15 protein-coding genes are annotated in these 15,735 nt (G+C 62.7%); 10 read left to right on the forward strand and 5 right to left on the reverse strand.

Annotated features, from left to right (window positions below; all coding sequences use genetic code 11):
* Nucleotides 1-78: 78 nt before the first annotated feature.
* The 5 genes from ACH0BU_RS03540 to ACH0BU_RS03560 form a co-directional block, all read right to left on the reverse strand.
* Entirely contained in the window at nucleotides 79-681 is a 603-nt protein-coding gene (locus ACH0BU_RS03540) for a CC0125/CC1285 family lipoprotein (RefSeq protein WP_186313943.1), read from the reverse strand.
* 130 nt (nucleotides 682-811) lie between these two features.
* Nucleotides 812-1,966 carry a glycosyltransferase family 4 protein gene (locus ACH0BU_RS03545; protein ID WP_046410540.1) on the reverse strand — a complete coding sequence of 385 codons (1,155 nt, stop codon included), beginning with the start codon at nucleotides 1,964-1,966 and terminating at the stop codon, nucleotides 812-814.
* Between the two features lie 50 nt (nucleotides 1,967-2,016).
* Complete coding sequence (locus tag ACH0BU_RS03550) at nucleotides 2,017-3,798, reverse strand: cation:proton antiporter domain-containing protein (RefSeq protein WP_500263774.1); 1,782 nt, start codon at nucleotides 3,796-3,798, stop codon at nucleotides 2,017-2,019.
* A 30-nt stretch (nucleotides 3,799-3,828) separates the two neighbouring features.
* Complete coding sequence (opgC, locus tag ACH0BU_RS03555) at nucleotides 3,829-4,938, reverse strand: OpgC domain-containing protein (RefSeq protein WP_500263775.1); 1,110 nt, start codon at nucleotides 4,936-4,938, stop codon at nucleotides 3,829-3,831.
* Between the two features lie 20 nt (nucleotides 4,939-4,958).
* Nucleotides 4,959-6,179: an NADP-dependent isocitrate dehydrogenase gene (locus tag ACH0BU_RS03560; protein WP_046410545.1), complete on the reverse strand. Its 1,221-nt coding sequence runs from the start codon at nucleotides 6,177-6,179 to the stop codon at nucleotides 4,959-4,961.
* Between the two features lie 139 nt (nucleotides 6,180-6,318).
* On the opposite strand from ACH0BU_RS03560, the gene ACH0BU_RS03565 reads away from it, so the two are divergent.
* The 10 genes from ACH0BU_RS03565 (at nucleotide 6,319) to rseP (ending at nucleotide 15,716) form a co-directional block, all read left to right on the forward strand.
* A complete protein-coding gene (locus ACH0BU_RS03565; protein WP_500263776.1) occupies nucleotides 6,319-7,053 on the forward strand; it encodes a phosphatidylserine decarboxylase in 735 nt (244 codons plus the stop codon).
* Nucleotides 7,050-7,916, forward strand: coding sequence for a CDP-alcohol phosphatidyltransferase family protein (locus ACH0BU_RS03570; protein WP_046410549.1), 867 nt, complete (start codon nucleotides 7,050-7,052; stop codon nucleotides 7,914-7,916). The genes ACH0BU_RS03565 and ACH0BU_RS03570 overlap by 4 nt, the downstream gene beginning before the upstream one ends.
* A gap of 498 nt (nucleotides 7,917-8,414) precedes the next feature.
* The gene (gene rpsB, locus ACH0BU_RS03575) at nucleotides 8,415-9,221 is read left to right on the forward strand and encodes a 30S ribosomal protein S2 (protein ID WP_046410551.1); all 807 of its coding nucleotides are present in this window, start codon (nucleotides 8,415-8,417) and stop codon (nucleotides 9,219-9,221) included.
* Between the two features lie 162 nt (nucleotides 9,222-9,383).
* The gene (gene tsf, locus ACH0BU_RS03580; protein ID WP_125944931.1) at nucleotides 9,384-10,337 is read left to right on the forward strand and encodes a translation elongation factor Ts; all 954 of its coding nucleotides are present in this window, start codon (nucleotides 9,384-9,386) and stop codon (nucleotides 10,335-10,337) included.
* Between the two features lie 211 nt (nucleotides 10,338-10,548).
* Nucleotides 10,549-11,292, forward strand: coding sequence for a UMP kinase (pyrH, locus tag ACH0BU_RS03585; protein WP_046410554.1), 744 nt, complete (start codon nucleotides 10,549-10,551; stop codon nucleotides 11,290-11,292).
* On the forward strand, nucleotides 11,279-11,836 hold the full coding sequence (frr, locus tag ACH0BU_RS03590) for a ribosome recycling factor (protein WP_046410555.1): 558 nt from the start codon (nucleotides 11,279-11,281) through the stop codon (nucleotides 11,834-11,836). Before pyrH ends, frr begins: the two co-directional genes overlap by 14 nt.
* A 73-nt stretch (nucleotides 11,837-11,909) precedes the next feature.
* Nucleotides 11,910-12,629, forward strand: coding sequence for an isoprenyl transferase (locus ACH0BU_RS03595; protein WP_281277152.1), 720 nt, complete (start codon nucleotides 11,910-11,912; stop codon nucleotides 12,627-12,629).
* A gap of 41 nt (nucleotides 12,630-12,670) precedes the next feature.
* Complete coding sequence (locus ACH0BU_RS03600) at nucleotides 12,671-13,432, forward strand: phosphatidate cytidylyltransferase (protein ID WP_046411727.1); 762 nt, start codon at nucleotides 12,671-12,673, stop codon at nucleotides 13,430-13,432.
* Nucleotides 13,429-14,586 carry a 1-deoxy-D-xylulose-5-phosphate reductoisomerase gene (locus ACH0BU_RS03605; RefSeq protein ID WP_125944933.1) on the forward strand — a complete coding sequence of 386 codons (1,158 nt, stop codon included), beginning with the start codon at nucleotides 13,429-13,431 and terminating at the stop codon, nucleotides 14,584-14,586. The genes ACH0BU_RS03600 and ACH0BU_RS03605 overlap by 4 nt, the downstream gene beginning before the upstream one ends.
* Nucleotides 14,583-15,716, forward strand: a complete 1,134-nt coding sequence (gene rseP / locus ACH0BU_RS03610; RefSeq protein ID WP_136451181.1) for an RIP metalloprotease RseP — start codon at nucleotides 14,583-14,585, stop codon at nucleotides 15,714-15,716. The genes ACH0BU_RS03605 and rseP overlap by 4 nt, the downstream gene beginning before the upstream one ends.
* Nucleotides 15,717-15,735 lie beyond the last annotated feature (19 nt).

The raw sequence follows: 15,735 nt of genomic DNA on the forward strand, positions 1-15,735 counted from the left end.
GCTATTTCTGCCGGCAGGTACGAAAGGGGCTTCGTCACCTTAGTGACGAAGCCCCTTCTGTTTTGTGTGGATCTCAGGTCAGCGGCGGCGCTGCTCGGGCAAACGGATCGTTGGCCCCAGCCGTTCGACGACATCCCGTGCGTTGAAAGCTCGCACCTCGCCACTTGGCGGTGCGCCCTTGCCCATCACGATCTCGGCCGATGCCTCGTAGCGGTCAACTGTCCGTACATCGAAGTCATTGAAGCCGCCGCCCCACGGGCCCCAGCCGCCCCAGCCGCCCCAGGGACGACCGTAGAAGCGCCATGAGGGGCCCCAATAGCCACCCCAGCCGCCATAGCCCCAACCCGGGCCGAAGCCAGCGCCCGGCGTCGCATAGGTACGTGCCTGGCGATCGGTCTGGCGATCAACCGTGATGAAATAGTCATAGCCGTTCTGCAGCGTCAGCTCGGCAGCACGATAAAGGAGATAGCGCTCCACCGTGTCACGATCGGTGACCGTGTTCCCGGCAAAGGTAACGAGAAAGCGATTGGCCTCGATCCGCTGATCGCTGAAGCCGGTACGATTGAAACCCTGACCGGTGGCAGGGCGATACGGCGTCTCGGTCGCGCAACCTGCCACCAGCAACGCGCCGGAAGCGGCCGCCGCCAGGAAAAGGCTACGACCGGTACGGTTCATGCTCATTGTGTCATCTCCGATACCCGCCAGATCGGCGGAAGCTGACCTCAGCCTAAATGATAAACCCGGAACGAGCGATGAACGGATTGGCTCCGATAAGCCTCGTTTCGTCGCACGGCAGTCACATCTGTCCGTCTCAGGGGCGGCTTCGTTCCTCCAGCACCTGAAGGTAGGCCGACAGCACCGCTTCGTTGATCATTTCCCAACGATATCCGGCGGCCTTGGTGGTTCCGTTGCGTCCCATCCGCAACCGGGCATCGCGGGACGCGACAAGCTCGGCAATGGCGTCCGCATAGCCGGGTACGTCGCGCGGCTCGACTAACCGACCGGTCTCGCCTTCGTCCACCAGCCCAACCGCGCCTGATGCACGCGCCGCAACAACAGGAACCCCGGCAGCCATCGCCTCCAGCGTGACGTTGCCAAAGGTCTCGGTAACGCTTGGGTTGAAGAAGACGTCCATCGACGCAACTGCGCGGCCCAGATCATCGCCGGACTGAAAGCCGGCAAATGCCGCGTCCGGAACCTGCTCCGCAAACCAATCACGCGCCGGGCCTTCTCCGATCACCAGCACGCGATGGCGCACATTGCGTTGCCGTAACTCGCCGACGACATTGGCGAAGATGTCGAGACCCTTTTCCTTGACCAGTCGCCCGAGGAACCCGACCGCCACCTCGTCATCGCCGATGCCAAGGTGCCGGCGCCAGGCGAGATCACGGCGGGCAGGGGAGAAGCGATCGTGATTAACACCGCGCGACCAAACGGCAGTCGGCGTACGCACCCCCCAGGTTTGCAGGATTTCGCCCAGCAGAAGCCCCGGCACCAGCACGCGTTCCGCCCGATTGTAGAAGCGCGTGAGGAGCCGCTCGACCATCGGCTCAAGGAAGCCAAGACCATAGTAGCGCGGGTACGTTTCGAAACGAGTGTGGAGCGATGCCACGCGTGCTATTCCGTTCCGCCGCGCGTAGCTGATCGCGCGATGCCCCAGGATATCAGGCGCAGATACGTGGATCAGATTGGGCGCGAACGCCTTCAGGTCACGTCGCACCTGGGCCGGAAGGCCCCGTGCAAGCCGATACTCACCGCGTTCACCCGGCAGTGGCAATGCCGGCACATCGACGAGATCGCCGGTGGGAGGGAAGGCAGGTTGGTCCACGGTTGGCGAATAGACGCGCACCTGAGCGCCCCGCGAGAGCAGGTGGCCAACCAGAAGATTGAGCGCCTGGTTGGCGCCATCACGGGTGTAGTTGTAATTGCCGCTGAAGAGCGCGACACGAAGGTCCGACGGCTGCATGATGGCGCGCCGCTACCGCTCGATTGCGGCGATCACGGGGCAAAGGTTTATTATCCGCTGAGGCTCCGTAGATCCGACAAGCGGGGAAGGCGGCGAATGCGCGGCTCCCGGCTGAGCTCCGCCTGTTCTCGGATCGATTGCCGCAGCTCATCCCGCTTCTCATGGATCGATGCGATCACGGGTCCGATGGCGACACCAAGGTCGACGAGGACAGCCTCCGACAATTGGAGCGAGCTTTCGAGCGTCTCCGGCACCGCATCGGTTACGCCAGCACGATAGAGCTCGGCGGCATGCGCTGCGTCACGGGCCCGGGCGATGATGGGAAGGTCGGGTGCCAGCGCACGAATCCTGCGCGCCAGTCGAACAGATAAGGGCGGATCATCCATGGTTAGGATGAGCGCGCGTGCATTGGGCAGGTCCAGCCGGTCGACGAACTGCGAGCGAACAACGTCGCCGAATATTATGGGATGGCCGGCCGCGCGCCCGGCCTTCACCGCATCGATGTTGGCCTCTACGGCCAAGTACGGTTGATCGTGGACCGCCAGGAGCTCTGCGACGAGCTGCCCGACGCGACCAAAGCCGATGATTACCGCCCGTTTGCCATCCTGGGGCGGCTCGTCGAGCGTCTCTCCCCGGCCTTCGATACGACGTGAAATGACGCGTCCGGCAAAGGCGAGAAGGGGTGTGATGGTCAAGCCAATCGCCGTCACCGTTTGCCAGAACGCCGCCGTGGAAAGCTGGATAAGCTGGGCCTGCGCTGCCGTCGCAAGTACGATCAGCGTCGTTTCGGAAGGACTGCCCATCAGGAGCCCAGTCTCTGCAGCGACACCACGACCCACGTTGGCCACGCGAAGGAGCAAATAGGTGACGATCGCCTTGATCGTGACCACCGCTGCCACCGCAAGCAGAAGCTCATCCCAATTCTGGGTGATCAATCGCAGGTCTAGGCTCATGCCTACCGTGATCAGAAAAACGCCCAGAGCCAGCCCCTTGAACGGCGCCGTTATGACTTCGACTTCAGTATGATATTCGGTCTCGGCGATCAGCAAGCCGGCGAGAAGCGCCCCAACGATGGGCGAGAGGCCGGCCGCAGTGGTCGCGACACTGGCGACGATCACCACCAACAGGGATGCCGCGAGGAAGAGCTCAGGGCTTTTTGTTCGGGCGGCCTGACCGAACAATCGCGGCAGGATCAGGCGCCCGGCAACGTACATCGCCACCACGGTCAGCCCGCCCCTCAGGGCAACCATCCCGATGTTCACCCACCCGCCTTCACCCGCCGAGGGCGCCAGTGCACCGAGCGCGAAGATGATGGGAACGAGCGCCAGATCCTCGAACAAAAGCATGGCGAAGGCGCCCCGTCCGACCGCGCTGACAGATCCGACTAGTGGCAAGACGAGCGCGGTGGAGGAAAGCGCTAGTGCGAGACCCAGCCCGATTGCACCAGGCCAGCTTTGCCCGACATAATGAAGCGTAATGCCGACGATGAGCGCAGAGCCCAGCAATTCGGCCGGCCCGATTCCAAAGACAAGCCGCCGCATAGCCCATAAGCGCCGGAACGACAGCTCCAACCCGATCGAGAACAGCAGCAGAATAATTCCGAATTCAGCAAAGGGCCTGACGAACTCGGGGTCGGAAATCGTCACATAATAAAGCCAGGGTGCGCGATCAATCTGGGTCCCAAGACCGGCTGGTCCGACCAACAGCCCGACCAGGATGAAGCCGATAACCGGGCTGATCTTGAATCTGGCGAAGGCCGGGATCACCAATCCCGCCGCCCCTAGAACTACCAGCGCGTCAGAGAAGCCGGGATTGTCGAGACCTATTGCCATGACGCATTGTGCAGACTGCGTCCCGGCTTGTCAGCAGCCGTGTTTCACCGCCTTCTTTCGCGACTCACGCATGTTCGCCACGGCAAGCGTTATCGCCAATCCCCCCAGGACGGCGGCATAGTACAGGATAAGACCCCCGCCTAAGCGCTCCCACAACAGTCCCAGCACATAGGTGGCGAGCAGGCCTGCGGCAAAACAATCCAGGCTGTGGCGGCCGATCAGCGCCATTGATCGCAAAGGAGCCGACTGGAGAAAGCGGCGGGCAACCGAAAGCAGGCTGGCATATAGCAGCAGCATGAGGATCGTGTGGCTCAGGCGCAGGAGGTTGAGACCATAGCGGCCGGTGAACCACTCTGGCCGGGCCACATCGTCGGCCCTCGCGACCGCGCCGACCGCGAACACCCCCAACAGCAGCGCCAAGATCCGCCAGTTGCCATCGAGCCATCTGAACAAGGGCATGTGAACGCGCCACGCACCGAGCACCATCGCCCCGAAGAACAGGAGCTGCCAACTCATCAGCTTCAGGATGCCGTCATCATTATGGCTCGGATCGGCAGACACGTGCCGGATCGTCAGCACCTGCGCCACCAGGTAAATGGCGATTGAAGCCATCAGGAGCAGCCGCGGCGAGCGACGATGAAGCGCGATTGCGAACGGCGCGATGAGCATCAGCGTGACATATAGCAGCAGAATGTCGAGTAGCCGCGGCGCCTTCTGCAAGGTCATGAATTGCAGCGTCGCCTGCAGCGGATCAGCGAGGAACGGCCCCAGCCGCCAGAAGCGCAGTTCCGCTGGAGACATGAATAGGGCCAGCGGGAGAACGAGCCCGAGGAGTGCGAGGTTGTACAGCCACAGCGTTCCTGCGCGCCGGATGACTGCCCGCGCGGCACTGGCACGCGCGAGATAGACCAGGCCAACCATATAGCCGGACATCACCACGAACAGCTCGGCTGCGGTGGAATAGCCGTATCGGGTCGGTGTAGGGATCAACCACGCGGTGAGGCCGTCGGCTTCGACAACCTGGCTCAGGTGATTAATCAGTATGGTGATGAGCGCCCATCCACGAAGGATATCGATCCGCTCTTCACGGAGGATAGGCTGCAACGAAGAAGGCCCCGGCAACGTGCCGGGGCCTTTCACTGTCGATGACTTATGCAGGCTTATGCCCAGGTCGCCATCTTGTTCTCGAGGTTGACGCGAACAGCTTCAAAGAACTGCTCGGTGGTCATCCACTTCTGATCCGGGCCGATCAGGATCGCGAGATCCTTGGTCATGTCGCCGTTCTCGACCGTCTCGATGCAGACCTGCTCGAGCGTCTCGGCAAAGCGGGTGACATCAGGCGTTCCGTCGAACTTGCCGCGGAACTTGAGACCGCCCGTCCAGGCGAAGATCGACGCGATGGGATTGGTCGACGTCGCCTTGCCCTGCTGGTGTTGGCGGTAGTGGCGCGTGACGGTGCCGTGCGCGGCCTCCGCCTCGATCGTCTTGCCATCGGGCGTCATCAGCACAGAGGTCATCAGGCCCAGCGAGCCAAAGCCCTGCGCGACCTGGTCGGACTGCACGTCGCCGTCGTAGTTCTTGCAGGCCCAGACGAACTCGCCGTTCCACTTCAGTGCCGACGCGACCATGTCGTCAATCAGGCGGTGCTCGTAGGTGATGCCCAGTTCCTTGAACTTCTCAACAAACTCGGCCTCATAGATCTCGGCAAAGATGTCCTTGAAGCGGCCGTCATAAGCCTTGAGGATGGTGTTCTTGGTCGACAGGTACACCGGCCAGTTGCGGTTGATGCCGTAGTTCAGCGACGCGCGAGCGAAATCACGGATCGACTCGTCAAGGTTGTACATGCCCATCGCGACGCCGGCGCCCGGGAAGTCGAACACTTCATGCTCGATCTCCTGGCCGTCCTCGCCAGTCCACTTCATCGTGAGCTTGCCCGCGCCCGGCACCTTGAAGTCGGTCGCGCGATACTGGTCGCCGAATGCGTGACGACCCACGACGATCGGGTGCGTCCAGCCCGGGATCAGGCGGGGAACGTTCTTGATCACGATCGGCTCACGGAAAACAACGCCGCCCAGAATGTTGCGGATCGTGCCGTTCGGCGACTTCCACATCTTCTTCAGGCCGAACTCCTCGACGCGCGCCTCGTCGGGGGTGATGGTGGCGCACTTAACGCCAACACCGTACTTCTGGATTGCCTTGGCGCTGTCGACTGTCACCTTGTCGTCGGTGGCGTCGCGATGCTCCATCCCGAGGTCGTAATAATCGAGCTCGATGTCGAGGTACGGCTTGATCAGGCGCTCGCGGATCCATTCCCAGATGATCCGCGTCATTTCGTCGCCGTCGATCTCCACGACGGGCGTTTTTACCTTGATCTTCGCCATTGTCCGTATCCTTTGAAGGGAGGGTTTGGCGCGGTCGATAAGGGTAAGGAGGCGGGGGATCAACCGCCAGGGTTATCAACCGCGCGACCTGCCTGCTGCGTGCGTTGTGCCCTGCGGCCGCCACGGCTACACGGATGATATGCCGTCCTTACCAAAGCCCGAAGAGCAGGGTCTGCCTGTCACCACCACCGTCAGATGGCGCTTCCCCGCCATCCATCCCGAAGGTCAGAAGTTCACCGCGATCGCATTTGGCATCACGCTGTTGATGACGATCGTCCACAACATCTTTTTCTGGCCGTTGTTCGGCCTCACCCTGTGGGTAGCGGCCTTCTTTCGTGATCCCATCCGGACCACGCCGCGCGGGGAAGACCTGATCGTGTCACCGGCGGATGGTCTGGTGACGATGATTGCCGAGGTACCGGTGCCGCGCGAATTGATCGGTGAGTTGGGCGCTGAGCGCCTCACGCGCGTTTCGGTGTTCATGAGTGTATTCGACGTTCACATCAATCGCGCACCGATTGCGGGTACGATCCGGCAAGTGGTTTATATTTCGGGCAAGTTCCTGAACGCCGACTTGGACAAGGCTTCGGAAGACAATGAGCGCCAGCATTTCGTCGTAGAAGGGCATGATGGCCGCAAGGTCGCCTTCACCCAGATCGCCGGGCTGGTGGCGCGCCGGATCATGGGCTTCGTCAAAGTAGGCGACATGGTGGCAGCCGGTCAGCGCATTGGGCTGATCCGCTTCGGCAGCCGCGTCGACGTCTACCTGCCTGCGGGTTATTCACCCCAGGTCGCCCTTGGGCAGCGTGCGATTGCAGGCGAGACTGTGCTAGCGCGTGCGGGCGCAATTCCTGTTTCGGGTGTGACGCAATGAGGCGGCCGGTTCGCCCCCGTCGGGGAATTCCGCTTCGCGCGGTGGCGCCGAACGCGATCACTGCCCTGGCGCTGTGCTCCGGGCTCAGCGGGGTGCAGTTCGCGATCAAGGCGCGGATGATGGAGAATGATCTGCTGCTCCAGCGCGGCGCGGAATACGCCGCCCTGCACGATCGCATCGGCACTCACTGGCAGCTTGCGGTCATGTTCGTCCTGATCGCAGGTCTCCTCGATGGCATCGATGGGCGGATTGCGCGGCTTCTTCATGGACAGAGCCGCTTCGGAGCAGAACTGGATTCGCTGGCTGATGCCATCTCCTTTGGCGTCTCGCCCGCGCTGATCCTCTATCTCTGGTCGCTGTCGTCCCTGCCGCGCTTCGGCTGGATCGCCGCGCTGATGCTGGCGGTGTTTGCCGCATTGCGGCTCGCCCGGTTCAATGCGGCGATCGACTCTGACGAGCAGCCGCACAAATCCGCAGGCTTTCTGACAGGTGTTCCTGCGCCCGCTGGAGCTGGCCTTGCCCTATTGCCCATGTTCCTGTGGTTCTGGACAGATGAGCCGCTTCTACGCTCATCCTATGTTGTCGCACCCTGGACCGCATTCGCCGCGATCCTGATGGTGTCCAGCATCGCAACCTGGTCATGGGGATCGCTCCGGCTTCGTCGCAACATCCGGTTCGAGGCATTGGCGGTGGTGGTAATCATCGCCGCGGCGGCCGTTACGGCGCCTTGGCACACCGTCAGTGCGATCAGCATTGCCTATCTACTGGCGATCCCATTCAGCATCGCAGCTTATGGCAAGGTCAAGCGGCTGCGCGCGAAGACGAGGGTGACGAGCGTACAGGGGTTGCCGCCCATCGCCTGACGGCAATCCGCTGCTCCGCGCGCACCAGCGTAGCAAGTGGATGGCGATGGGCCGGCTGACCACGCAAGGCTCCAATGATACGGTCCATTCGCGGCGCAATCGTCACTACAAGCGCGTAGATCGACACTCCCAACGTTCCGGCAAAGACAGCGAAACTCAGTACCGTTACCATTGCTCGCCTCCAACTCGACTTGCGAACCGTGGGCCATAAACCGCTGGAAACACGCCTCGTTCCGATCCTAGTCCGCCACGGGACAACAATTGGACCAACGAAGCGCTCGTTTCATCTCGGGCCGCCGTTGCGTTCACTCTATGTTCAACACGCTTGTTCCACTCCTGTTCTACTTCGTCAAGTGGACATTGCCCTTGCATCTTCCGGCCTTTGGCGCTAACCGCGCGGCCTCAACTCCGCATGGGAAGCATCAAACCACCGGTGTGCCGGCCTTTCAGGCTCGCACCAGCCGCTTCCCAGAGGCCTAACCGGAAGGAAGAATGATCATGGCGGCACCTGTCGTCTCGATGCAGCAACTCATTGAAACCGGCGCGCACTTCGGCCACCAGACTCACCGCTGGAACCCGAAGATGAAGCCGTATCTGTTCGGCGATCGCAACGGCGTCCACATCATCGACCTGTCGCAGACGGTGCCGCTTTTCGCACGCGCGCTGGAGTTCATCAGCTCGACCGTCGCGTCGGGTGGTAAGGTTCTGTTCGTCGGCACCAAGCGCCAGGCGCAGGAGCCGGTCGCAGAAGCAGCGCGCCGCTCGGGTCAGCATTTCGTCAACCATCGCTGGCTGGGGGGCATGCTCACCAACTGGAAGACGATTTCTAACTCGATCAAGCGCTTGAAGGCGCTCGAAGAGCAGCTGTCGGGCGACACGCATGGCCTGACCAAGAAGGAAGTGCTGCAACTCACCCGTGAGCGCGACAAGCTCGAAATGAGCCTGGGTGGCATTCGCGACATGGGCGGCATTCCCGACATCATGTTCGTGATCGACGCGAACAAGGAAGAGCTGGCGATCAAGGAAGCCAACACGCTGGGTATCCCGGTGGTGGCGATCCTCGACTCGAACGTCTCGCCTGACGGCATTGCCTTCCCGGTTCCCGCCAATGACGACGCTGCGCGCGCCATCCGTCTGTATTGCGAGGCAGTGGCGATCGCCGCGACCCGCGGCAACGCGGAGCAGCAGCGCCGTGGTGGTGCGGACCTGGGCGCCATGGCTGAGCCGCCGGCCGAGGAATCGCTGGGCAGCGATCCGGTCGTGCCTGCCGCTGCCACCGAAGAGTCGCGCCAGATCGACGCATAAGCGTCAGCTTCGGCAAGCTTTTCACCGTTCGTGCCGGGCTTGTCGGGGCACCATCCTTCCTTCGCTGTGCGGCGCAGATAGATGGCACTTCGACAGGTCCGGACGAACGGGTTTTCATATGAGCTGATCCTGCCGACGGGATCGATAAAGAGGACTAGGACGATGGCCGATATCACGGCAGCAATGGTCAAGGAGCTGCGCGAAAAGAGCGGCGCCGGCATGATGGACTGCAAGAAGGCGCTCAACGAGACCGGCGGCGACATGGACGCGGCGATGGACTGGCTGCGCACCAAGGGCCTCGCCGCAGCGGCGAAGAAGTCCAGCCGGACGGCAGCCGAAGGTCTGGTCGGAATCGCGGTTCGTGGCACCAAGGGCGCTGCGGTCGAGGTGAACTCGGAGACGGACTTCGTCGCCAAGAACGACCAGTTCCAGCAGTTCGTCCGCGAAGTGACGGAAATCGCGCTAGCGACCGGCGGCGACGTCGAGGCGCTCAAGGGCGAGAAGATGCCGAGCGGCAAGACGGTCGACGAGGTTCTGACGAACAACGTCGCGACCATCGGCGAGAATCAGTCGCTTCGTCGCGCAAAGACGCTCGAAGTGTCGAAGGGCGCTGTCGTCGGCTACGTCCACAATCAGCAGGCACCTGGCCTGGGCAAGATCGGCGTGCTCGTCGCGCTGGAGAGCGAAGCGGCCGATGACGTCCTTCAGGCTCTCGGCAAGCAGCTGGCGATGCACGTCGCCGCCGCTTTCCCGAAGGCGCTGAACGAAGAGGATCTCGACGAGGCGGAAATCGAACGCGAGCGCGCCATCGCGGCCGAGAAGGCAGGCGAGAGCGGCAAGCCGGCCGACATCATCGCCAAGATGGTGGAAGGCTCGATCGCCAAGTACCGCAAGGAGCACGCGCTGGTCAGCCAGCTGTTCGTGATGGACGGCAAGACCAAGATCAGCGACGTCGTGGCAAAGGCTGGCAAGGACGCCGGCACCCCGATCGTGCTGAAGGACTATGTCCGCTTCCAGCTTGGTGAAGGCATCGAGAAGGAAGCATCTGACTTCGCTGCCGAAGTCGCTGCAGCCTCGGGTGTGCCGCAGAGCAAGCAGGCCGAACCGGCCGCCTGATAGCGCGATCTGACGGCCGTTCCGCTGAAAAGCGAGTGAACGGCCATCATTCGGGTTCGCCCAGCGCTGGCTTGCTCTCATGGAGCAGGCGGCGGCGGGCGGCCCGATTTTCGTTTCCGCCGTCACCACTCTCGCCAGCGACACAGTGGTTGCGAGCCTGCAATCGCATCCCTAAGGTCCGCTCCGCTCTTCCCAAGTCACATCGGAACCCATGACCAGTCCCACGTACAAGCGTATCCTCCTGAAACTCTCGGGTGAGGTGTTGATGGGGCCGGACGGGGTGTCCATCGATCCGACGGTGACGGCCCGGGTTGCCGAGGAAATCGCTGACGTGAAGGCGGAAGGGTATGAGCTGTGCGTCGTCGTTGGCGGCGGCAACATCTTCCGGGGGCTTGCCGCGGCAGCGCAAGGGTTCGAGCGCGCAACGGCTGATTATATGGGCATGCTTGCTACGGTCATGAATGCCCTCGCGGTGCAGAACGCCCTTGAGCAGATCGGTGTCGACACCCGCGTGCAATCGGCGATCCCGATGCAGTCAGTGTGCGAGCCCTTCATCCGGCGACGCGCCGTTCGCCACCTGGAGAAGAACCGGGTTGTGATCTTCGCCGCCGGTGTTGGGTCGCCCTTCTTCACCACCGACAGCGGTGCCGCCCTACGCGCTGCCGAGATGAACTGCGATGCGCTCTTCAAGGGTACCAGCGTCGACGGCATTTACGACGCGGATCCCAAGAAGGTGGCCGGTGCATCGCGGTACGAGACGATCTCGTACAACAATGTCTTGTCCAAGAACCTGAAGGTGATGGACGCTAGCGCGGTCGCCTTGTGCCGCGATTCCAACATTCCGATCGTCGTGTTCAATATCCGGGAGCATGGCAATTTCGCTGCCGTGCTGCGAGGTGAGGGCGTATCGACGATCGTCACCAACGAACAGGAGATGATCGATGCCCGCGTATAACAAGGCGGACCTCGAGCGCCGCATGGCCGGTGCCGTTGAAGCCCTGAAGAGCGATCTGGCAGGTCTTCGCACTGGGCGTGCGTCCACCGCTTTGCTCGACCCTGTGACGGTCGAGGTCTACGGTTCGCACATGCCGCTGAACCAGGTGGCCACCGTGTCGGTGCCCGAACCCCGGATGCTCAGCGTGCAGGTGTGGGACAAGAGCAACGTCGGCCCCGTTGAAAAGGCGATCCGTTCGGCTGGCCTTGGCCTCAACCCAATCAACGATGGCACCACGCTGCGCCTGCCGATCCCCGACCTTACCGAAGAACGCCGCAAGGAACTCGCCAAGCTGGCCGGCTCTTACTCGGAGAAGGCCAAGGTTGCCGTGCGCAACGTCCGCCGCGACGGCATGGACAACCTGAAGACGGACGAGAAGAAGGGCGTCTTCGGGGAGGACGAGCGCAAGCGACACGAGACTGAGGTGCAGAAGCTGACAGACGCGACGATCGCCGAGATCGATGTGGCGGCGAGCGCGAAGGAAAAGGAAATCCTCGGAAAGTGACGGGCCTGCAGCGTCTGCTGTTGGGGGCGTGCAGGGGGCATGCCTCTGCCGCCCGAGCGTCGGGGACGTCGCGGTGAGCGTCGCACCTGTCCTCGCGAGCGGAAGCACGGCTCCGTTGCCGCGCCACGTTGCCATCATCATGGATGGCAATGGCCGTTGGGCAAAGAAGCGGCTTCTGCCGCGTGCTGCTGGCCACAAGGCAGGGGTCGAGGCCGTGCGCCGTGTGACTCGCCATGCTCGCGCCATCGGCATCGAGGCGCTGACCATCTACGCCTTTTCGTCGGAGAACTGGCGACGGCCGGCTGAAGAGGTGGGCGACCTCATGGGTCTGCTCAGGCTGTTCATCCGCAGTGACCTCGCCGAGCTGATCCGCGAGAATGTGCGGCTGAAAATCCTGGGTGATTACCGCAAATTTCCAAACGACGTGGTTGCATTGATCGACGACGCCGTCGCGCGCTGCAAGGCGAACACTGGCCCCGTGCTAGCGATTGCGCTCAATTATGGTGCGCAGGCAGAACTGGTGCGCGCTGCGCGCCGCCTGGCGGAACACAAGGCTCCTGAAGAGATTGACGCAGCCGCGATCGAGGCGGAGTTGGAAACCCGCGACCTTCCACCGCTCGACCTGCTGATCCGGACATCGGGCGAGCATCGCCTGTCCAACTTTCTGCTCTGGCAGGCGGCCTATGCCGAGTTGCTGTTCGTGGACACGCTCTGGCCCGATTTCGGCCCGGCCGATCTGGACGCGGCCGTCGCCGCCTTCGGCAATCGGCAGCGGCGGTTTGGCGGGTTGTGACGCCCCCCGACGCGAAGCTGCGAACGCCGTCCAATCTGCGGATGCGGATGATCGCGAGCGTGGTCATGATTGCGGTGGCCAGCATGGCATTGCTGTTCGGCGACATTGCATTTTGGCTGCTGGCGGTGGTCATCTCGTTGTTCATGATGGCGGAGTGGTCGGATCTGCAGAAAGCGACCGCGCGCGAGAAGCGCCTGGCGCAATATAGCCTGTCTGTCCCACTGGCGGTGATGGCGCCTGCCACCCTGGTGTTGGAAGTGCACGACTTCTTCGCCTTGGGGCTTCTGGTCGGGGCGGCGTTCTTCGTCGCCATCGTGACCCGCCGACGGTCGCTGGCGCAGGGGGTGATCTACTGCGGGTTGCCGGTGCTGGCCCTCATCTTCCTGCGACGCCAGGATGAGGGGTTGCTATGGGCATTCTGGGCATTGTCGCTCGTCTGGGCGACGGATATCGGCGCGTTCTTCGCCGGTCGCTCGATCGGCGGACCGAAGCTTGCGCCGAAGCTCTCGCCGAACAAGACATGGGCCGGGCTGATCGGTGGCATTGTCGCGGCGAGCCTGCTGGCCATCGTGCTTCACGTCCAATATGGTCTGCCATGGCGGATGACGCTTGCTACGCCGTTCCTGGCGGTTCTTGCGCAGGGAGGCGATCTATATGAAAGTTGGCTCAAAAGGCGTGCGGGCGTGAAGGATTCCGGAAACATCCTGCCTGGCCACGGCGGGCTGCTGGATCGGCTCGATGGTGTCGTGCCGGTCGCGCCTGTCGCAGCTCTCCTGGTCGTGGCGCCGTACCTTTACCGATGAGGACCGTCACGATCCTGGGCGCCACCGGCTCGATCGGCACATCGACGCTCGACCTGCTCGAACGCTCTCCCGAGATGTTCGAAGTGGTCGCGCTCACCGCCAATTGCGATGTCGAACGGCTGGCCGCCGCGGCTATTCGGACCAATGCCAAGCGTGCGGTCGTCGCGGACGAAAGATGCCTGACGGCCCTCCGCGATGCCTTGTCAGGGACTGGCGTCGAGGCTGCGGGCGGCGCTGCTGCCGTTGAGGAAGCAGCGTCGATGGACGCGGACATCACCGTCGCGGCAATCGTGGGCTGCGCGGGTTTGAAACCTGTCATGGCGGCGGTGGAGCAGGGCCGGACGCTGGCCCTCGCCAACAAGGAAGCGCTGGTCTCGGCCGGTGACGTGATGAACCGCGCCGTTCGACAGAGCGGGGCAACGTTGCTGCCGGTCGACAGCGAGCATAGCGCAATTTTCCAGTGCCTTGATGCACGGATGGCGGAGCGGGTCAGCCGCATCATCCTGACCGCCAGCGGCGGTCCGTTTCGCGATCGCTCGCTCGCGGCGATGCAGGACATCTCACCCGCGCAGGCGGTTGCGCATCCGAACTGGTCGATGGGCGCTAAGATCTCGGTTGATTCCGCAACCATGATGAACAAGGGCCTCGAGCTGATCGAGGCGTTTCACCTGTTTCCGGTGACATCCGAACAGATCGAGATTGTCGTCCACCGGCAGTCGGTGATCCATTCCATGGTGGAATATGTCGATGGGTCGGTGCTGGCCCAACTCGGCACGCCGGACATGCGCACGCCGATCGCCTGTGCGTTGGCGTGGCCGGACCGGATGCCGACACCTGGTGAGCGGCTCGACCTTATCAAGGTCGGGCGGCTCGATTTCGAAGCACCTGACGAGGAACGCTTTCCCGCTCTGCGCCTAGCGCGCGCCGCGCTTAATGAGGGCGGCGGGTCACCGGCCATCCTCAACGCTGCCAATGAAATTGCCGTCGCAGCGTTTCTTGGCGGCCGGATCAGCTACCTCGAAATTGCCGCAATCGTTTCCGATACGCTTGATCGCTTCTCCCCGGCAGCGCCCGACACGCTTGAAGCGGTCCTTGAAGTCGACCGTGAGGCGAGGGTTATTGCGGAGAAGCGTGTGAAGGGACGCGCCGCTTGATCGAATCTCCTGGCCTGCTGCTTACGCTGCTTGCCTTCGTCCTGGTCATTGGCCCGCTCGTGTTTGTGCACGAGATGGGGCACTACCTTGCCGCGCGCTGGTTCGGTGTGAAAGCCGATGCATTCTCTATCGGTTTCGGCCGCGAAATCGCCGGCTGGACCGATCGACGCGGGACGCGATGGAAGCTCGGCTGGATGCCGCTCGGTGGGTACGTCCGCTTCGCCGGGGACATGAACGCGGTGAGCCAGCCTTCCGCCGAATGGCTCGCGCTCCCCGAAGAGGAGCGAAACCAGACGTTCCAGGCAAAGCCGGTATGGCAGCGCGCGATCATCGTAGCAGCTGGGCCAGTCGTGAATTTCCTCTTGGCCATGCTGATCCTTGGCGGTTTTGCCATGGCCTATGGCGACACGCGGACACCGCCGGTTGTCGGCACGGTGCTGGAAAACAGCGCAGCCGCGCGGGCAGGGTTGCAACCCGGTGATCGCATTGTTCGGCTCGGCGATCGTGACATCCACGTCTTCGAGGACATGCTGTCGTACACCCGCATTCATCCGGCAGAGAAGACGACGGTCGCCTTCGAACGGAATGGTCAGGTTCAGACGCTCCCAGTCACGATCGGGGTGGACCAGCAGACCGACCGGTTCGGCAACAACTACCGGATCGGCATGCTCGGGATCGCACGCGGCGACCGCGTCACCGTTCCCGTGAGCTTGTTCGAGGCACCGGTGGTGGCGGTTCGACGCACCGGGGAGATCGTGTCCATGATGGTGGAAACGATCGGCCAGATCATCACCGGTCGGCGATCGGTGAAGGAATTGGGTGGGCCGCTATCGATCGCCAAGGTCTCTGGCGAACAGATCACCCTGGGCGCGGACGCCTTCGTGTTCCTGATCGCCTTGGTGTCCATCAACCTTGGGTTCATCAACCTGCTGCCAGTTCCGATGCTGGATGGCGGACACCTGCTGTTCTATGCCATTGAGGCGGTCCGTCGTAAGCCGGTCGGGCCCGAGGTGCAGGAATGGGCATTTCGCGGAGGGCTGGCGGCAATTCTCGGCCTGATGTTGCTGGTGACCTTCAATGATCTGGGAAATTTCGGACTGTGGCAAAGTCTCGCAAGCTTGATCGGCTAACGATTCGAGGGCAGGGCGC

Source organism: Sphingomonas olei, assembly GCF_045369765.1.
Classification (GTDB): Bacteria; Pseudomonadota; Alphaproteobacteria; order Sphingomonadales; family Sphingomonadaceae; genus Sphingomonas; species Sphingomonas panaciterrae.